The organism is Caballeronia arationis (assembly GCF_001544975.2).
Lineage (GTDB): Bacteria > Pseudomonadota > Gammaproteobacteria > Burkholderiales > Burkholderiaceae > Caballeronia > Caballeronia arationis.
On record NZ_FCOG02000280.1, the window covers coordinates 1 to 4,043 of the forward strand.

The window sequence follows — 4,043 nt, forward strand, 5'->3', positions numbered from 1 at the left end:
TGGGCCCAGACCTGCTTGCTGGACTTCCAGACCACGCGCCGGAAGCTGCGCCGCGAATACCTCAACGTCATGACGAACAGGCGTGGCCGTCGGTAGCGGCCTGTCTTCGGATCGCGGGTCAGCGCGCCTTCACCGTAATCCACTTGGGCCTATTCACCTAATCTGAAGGAAGCCGTAATCGGAAGGAAGCCGTCGCGGCCGCCGGCGGTCCGTGCTTTTCTCAACTCCGCTTTCCATTATGGGCACATGGCATCCTCAGGCTTGGTCTCGTCCAAGGAGGTTCCCATGTCCACTCCGCTACTAGCTGATGAGCGGTTGATCGAGAAACTGCTGGCACATCTGCGGGCCGAGGGGTACTCCCTACGGATCCAGCGGTGGTATCCGGCTCGCGTGCGTCCGTTCCTCAATTACTGCCGCCGCAATGGACTGTCTATCGAAACCGTTGTCTCGGGACATGTGACACAGTTCTTGCGGGGGCAATATCGACGATCGCGGAAACGAAACAGCAATTTGCCACCGTTGCAGCAGTGGCGACATCGATACACTGGCGCCATCAATATGATGCTGCGTCTTGTGCGCGGTGCATGGCCGGTCCCGGACCCGCCTAGCAACGCAATCGAAGGTTTCCATCGCGATATAGTTATGGAGTACGACACATGGTTGCGTGAACTACGCGGACTGCACCCACTGACTCGAGCCAAGCGCGCAAAGCATGCGTTGCAATTCCTAACTTCACTTGGGCAGCGCGCAGACCCGCAGGGCCTGAAGTACTTGAGCGTTCACGAACTCGACGCATACTTGAAGCAATGTTGTGTCGGACTGCGACGCGCATCCATCGAAGATCGAACCGTCTGCCTCCGTGATTTTCTTCGCCACTTGTGGCGCACCGGGCGAACTGCCACTGATCTCGCTGGCACTGTGATTGGGCCACGCATCTATGAGCACGAAGGCATCCCAGTCGCCCTGCGGACAGAAGACGTGACGCGAGTTCTGGAGGTGACTCGGAAGGACCTCTCTCCGGTGGGCCTGCGCGACTACGCCATCTTGTCCCTGTTGTCCACCTACGGCCTACGTGCTGCAGAAGTCGCCAATTTACGCCTGGAGGACATCGACTGGAGGCGGGACATGCTTCGGGTGCGCCATACAAAGACCGGGACCTCCTCCGAGCTGCCATTGCTACGCGAGCCGGGCGAAGCTGTGCTCCGATATGTGGAGAAGGCGCGACCGCCAAGCGTGTATCGAGAGGTATTCCTGCGCATCCAGGTGCCATACCGTCCATTCAAGAACGGATCGATCCTCAACTGCATCACGAATGCTCGTCTGCGAGCAGCCGGAGTCACTCCGCAAGGAAGGAAAGGCCCTCACGCCTTTCGCCACGCGCGCGCCGTTAGCTTGCTGCGATCTGGTGTGCCGCTCAAGATCATCGGTGACGTGTTGGGTCACACGTCCGCCGGGGCGACCGCAGGATATCTGAAGCTCGCGACCGAGGATCTGCGATCCATCGGACTAGATCTACCAGGAGGATTTTTGCCATGACTCATTTATCGTTCAACAATGCAGCCCTCATCGAGCGCTTTTTGCAGGCGCAAGGTTTTCGACATCCAGCTACGCACAAGAACTATGCAGGCATTCTGTGCAACTTCACCGGCTTTCTCGCAGACCATGGCGCGATTACATCACCGGACGTCGCGATCGTGACGCAATGGCTAAAGGAACACAGTCTCAAGTGGAAGGTGCACATCCTTTATCACCGGGCCTTCCTGATTGAGCGATACGTTCGGTGGCTGCATGAGCAGGGGATGATCGCGTCGAACCCATTTACAGAATTGCATCGACAGTACGGTCCCCGCACTACACCGATCGTGCGAGCCCTCGTCAGTGAAGATAGCGACGAGGCGCTCCACAACCAACGCCAGCTTCCTCGCTTCGGAAGTTTCCTTGGCGTTGTGATGGCTCAGCATGTTTCACACATGCGCGTGCTCGGTTATCGCTATCGCACTGAAGAGCAGAGACTACTGCGCTTCGATCGGTTCCTGCAACGCCATCCTGAGCTGGCCGGGTTGACGCTCTCCGAACTCGTCGAGCATTGGAGTCAGGAAGAACCGTCACCGTACCACTTGTTCGAAGCTCGGAGAGCCGGCCGTACCGTGTCGAAAGCGATGCACCGGATCGACCCGCGGGTGCCGGTCTTGTCAATCGGCGACGGAGTAGCTCGTGCTGCCCGGCAGCAGCAACGATCTCCCTATCTCTACACGGACGATGAGATACAGCGCATCTTGCACGCGGCGCTGTTGTATCCTTCGCCGAAGGCACTGTGGCGTCCTGTCACCCTCTTCACAATGCTTGTGCTTGCATACTGTGCCGGGCTTCGGGGAGGCGAGGTCGCGCGTTTGATGCTTGGCGATGTCGACCTGCGTGAACAGACACTCGAGATCCGGGAGACGAAGTTTTTCAAGAACCGTCGCTTGCCTCTGGCTGCTGGAGTCATGGCCTCCATCAAGCACTATCTTGGTGTGCGAGAGCAAGCCGGCGCACCTAAGAATCCTGAGAGCCCTTTGTTCTGGAGTCCACAGCGCAATTGCGGATACACCGTAGGCGGCGTACGGCTCATTCTTACCGACGTCCTGCGACGTGCGGACGTCAAACCTGCACGCGGCGCAATTGGGCCGCGAGTTCATGATCTGCGACACACGATGGTTGGCCATCGGATGCGCGACTGGTACAAGTCGGGAATCAACCCGCAATCCAAGCTTCCCTATCTCGCAACATACCTCGGGCACAAAGACATCCGCTCAACACTGGTCTATCTGAACATCACACCAGAGTTGCTGCAGAACGCCAGTGAACGCTTCCGCAAGAATGGCGCAGCGGCGCTACAGACGAGGGAGATCCTGCCATGAAACAGAGTACCTTCGCCTCTTTGCTGCACGCATTTTTCCACGAATGGATGGGCAAGCAGAGGAATCTCTCCCATCACACGGTATGCTCATATCGCGACACGTGGAAGATGTTCCTTCAATTTACCGCCTCGTGGGCGACGGCAGATCGCGCAGCTGTCTCTAGCGGACCTGCAGGCCGGTGAGGTGCTTGCGTTCCTGGACTATTTGGAGAAGGACCGGAAGGTGTCCATCGGCACGCGCAACTGTCGACTTGCCGCTATTCACAGCTTCTTTGCCTTTGTCGCACATCGCGAGCCGCTTGCGATCGCGCAGTGCACAGAGATCGCACATATTCCGGTCAAGAAGATGTCGCGGCCCACCATGTGCTACATGGATGCCGAGGAAATTGCGGCGGTTCTTCGAGAGCCCGACCAATCGAGCCTGGAAGGGCAGAGAGATCACGCGTTGCTCGCGTTCCTTTACAACACGGGGGCACGGATCCAGGAGGCGCTGGATGTGTGTCCACGAGCCATTCGCTTTGAATCTCCTGCACAAGTAGAGCTGTTCGGTAAAGGACGAAAGTGTCGTATCTGCCCCTTGTGGCCGGAAACGGTGGCCATAATCAAGGCGCTGCTCAGGCGACAGCCGCGCAAGGGTAACGAGCCTATCTTCGTCAATCGATATGGCCAGCCGCTCGGTGCAGCCGGGGTTCGCTTTAAGCTCAAGCAGTACGTTCAGTCAGCTACGCAGCACGTGCCATCGCTCGCGACAAAGCGGATCACGCCGCACACGTGGCGTCACAGCGTCGGAGTTCAGCTAGTCGCTGCTGGTGTCGACGTGACGGTGATCCGTAGCTACCTCGGGCACGCTCGACTGGATACGACCAATCACTACGCCCGCGCAAATTTGGATACGAAGCGAGAGGCGCTCGAGCAGATCGACCCATCAACAAAGCCCGGTCGGCCGCCGCGATGGAAGCGGAATCCGGAGCTGCTGACCTGGCTCGAATCGCTGTGAAGAGTAGCGCCGATAATGAGAAGGTCATATGGTCTACCGACCCGGAGGTTCCCTGAGGTAGGCCACGTCCGGCAGAGGGATTTTTGGTTAGCGATTGCGGCTACGAACCTGTGAGCGAGTGCTTATAAGTCACACCGCAATCGGTAA

3 protein-coding genes are annotated in these 4,043 nt (G+C 58.1%); all 3 read left to right on the forward strand.

Going from position 1 to position 4,043, the window contains the following annotated elements; all coding sequences use genetic code 11:
* The first annotated feature begins 285 nt into the window (after positions 1-285).
* The 3 genes from AWB81_RS40905 to AWB81_RS40915 all read left to right on the forward strand — a co-directional run bounded on the left by AWB81_RS40905 (position 286) and on the right by AWB81_RS40915 (position 3,896).
* Positions 286-1,536, forward strand: coding sequence for a site-specific integrase (locus AWB81_RS40905; protein WP_159939025.1), 1,251 nt, complete (start codon positions 286-288; stop codon positions 1,534-1,536).
* Positions 1,533-2,900, forward strand: a complete 1,368-nt coding sequence (locus AWB81_RS40910) for a tyrosine-type recombinase/integrase (RefSeq protein ID WP_062644126.1) — start codon at positions 1,533-1,535, stop codon at positions 2,898-2,900. The genes AWB81_RS40905 and AWB81_RS40910 overlap by 4 nt, the downstream gene beginning before the upstream one ends.
* Before the next feature lie 222 nt (positions 2,901-3,122).
* Positions 3,123-3,896, forward strand: coding sequence for a tyrosine-type recombinase/integrase (locus AWB81_RS40915; protein WP_235026185.1), 774 nt, complete (start codon positions 3,123-3,125; stop codon positions 3,894-3,896).
* Positions 3,897-4,043: the final 147 nt, after the last annotated feature.